At 61.5% G+C, this 541-nt stretch carries 1 protein-coding gene; it reads left to right on the top strand.

What is annotated here, in order from left to right; all coding sequences use genetic code 11:
• A partial coding sequence (locus tag AC1D1G_RS45875) for a hypothetical protein (protein ID WP_477957020.1) occupies window positions 1-202 on the top strand: 202 nt, incomplete at its 5' end.
• Window positions 203-541: the final 339 nt, after the last annotated feature.

Below are 541 nucleotides of genomic sequence, written 5' to 3'. Positions count from 1 at the left end.
TGAGCCTGTGGAGGTTGCCGAGAGCTGCATCGATGCCGGTGCGGGCTGGGACTGGGACGACTGGACCGAGCACCGGGACGAGATGCTCGCCGGTGCCTCTCCGGCGGCGCGGGAGTTGCTGCTCACTCTGCTCGATGGTCCGCCCGGCGGGGTCTATGTCGAGGGCCGCGACGATCGGCCCTGGCTGGACCCGGCAGCCTAGTTCGCCTCTCTCCGTGCACGGCCCGCCCCCGATCCCCGGGGTGCGGGCCGTGTGCCGTGTGGGGGGGCTGTAATGGTGYTGTGACCTKGTGTGATGACATGTCCCCGGTTTGTGATATGGGGGYGCCGGCGACGTGCCGGGGGGAGTGCCGGCGCCGGGGTGYCGGCGGGCGCGTGTCTGTTTCGTCCGGTTTTGAGCCGGTTTTTGAAAGGTGTTGATTGACAATATGTTTCGATAATCAGTTGGTGAGTAGATTTTTACGTGTGTTGTGCACGAACATCAGGTTGTAAGGTTTGGAATCTGTTGTTGATTAACATATTTGGATGTTTTGGGATTTTC

The organism is Rhodococcus sp. P3_B8, assembly GCF_056402775.1.
This window is presented reverse-complemented; position numbering and strand designations above follow the sequence as displayed.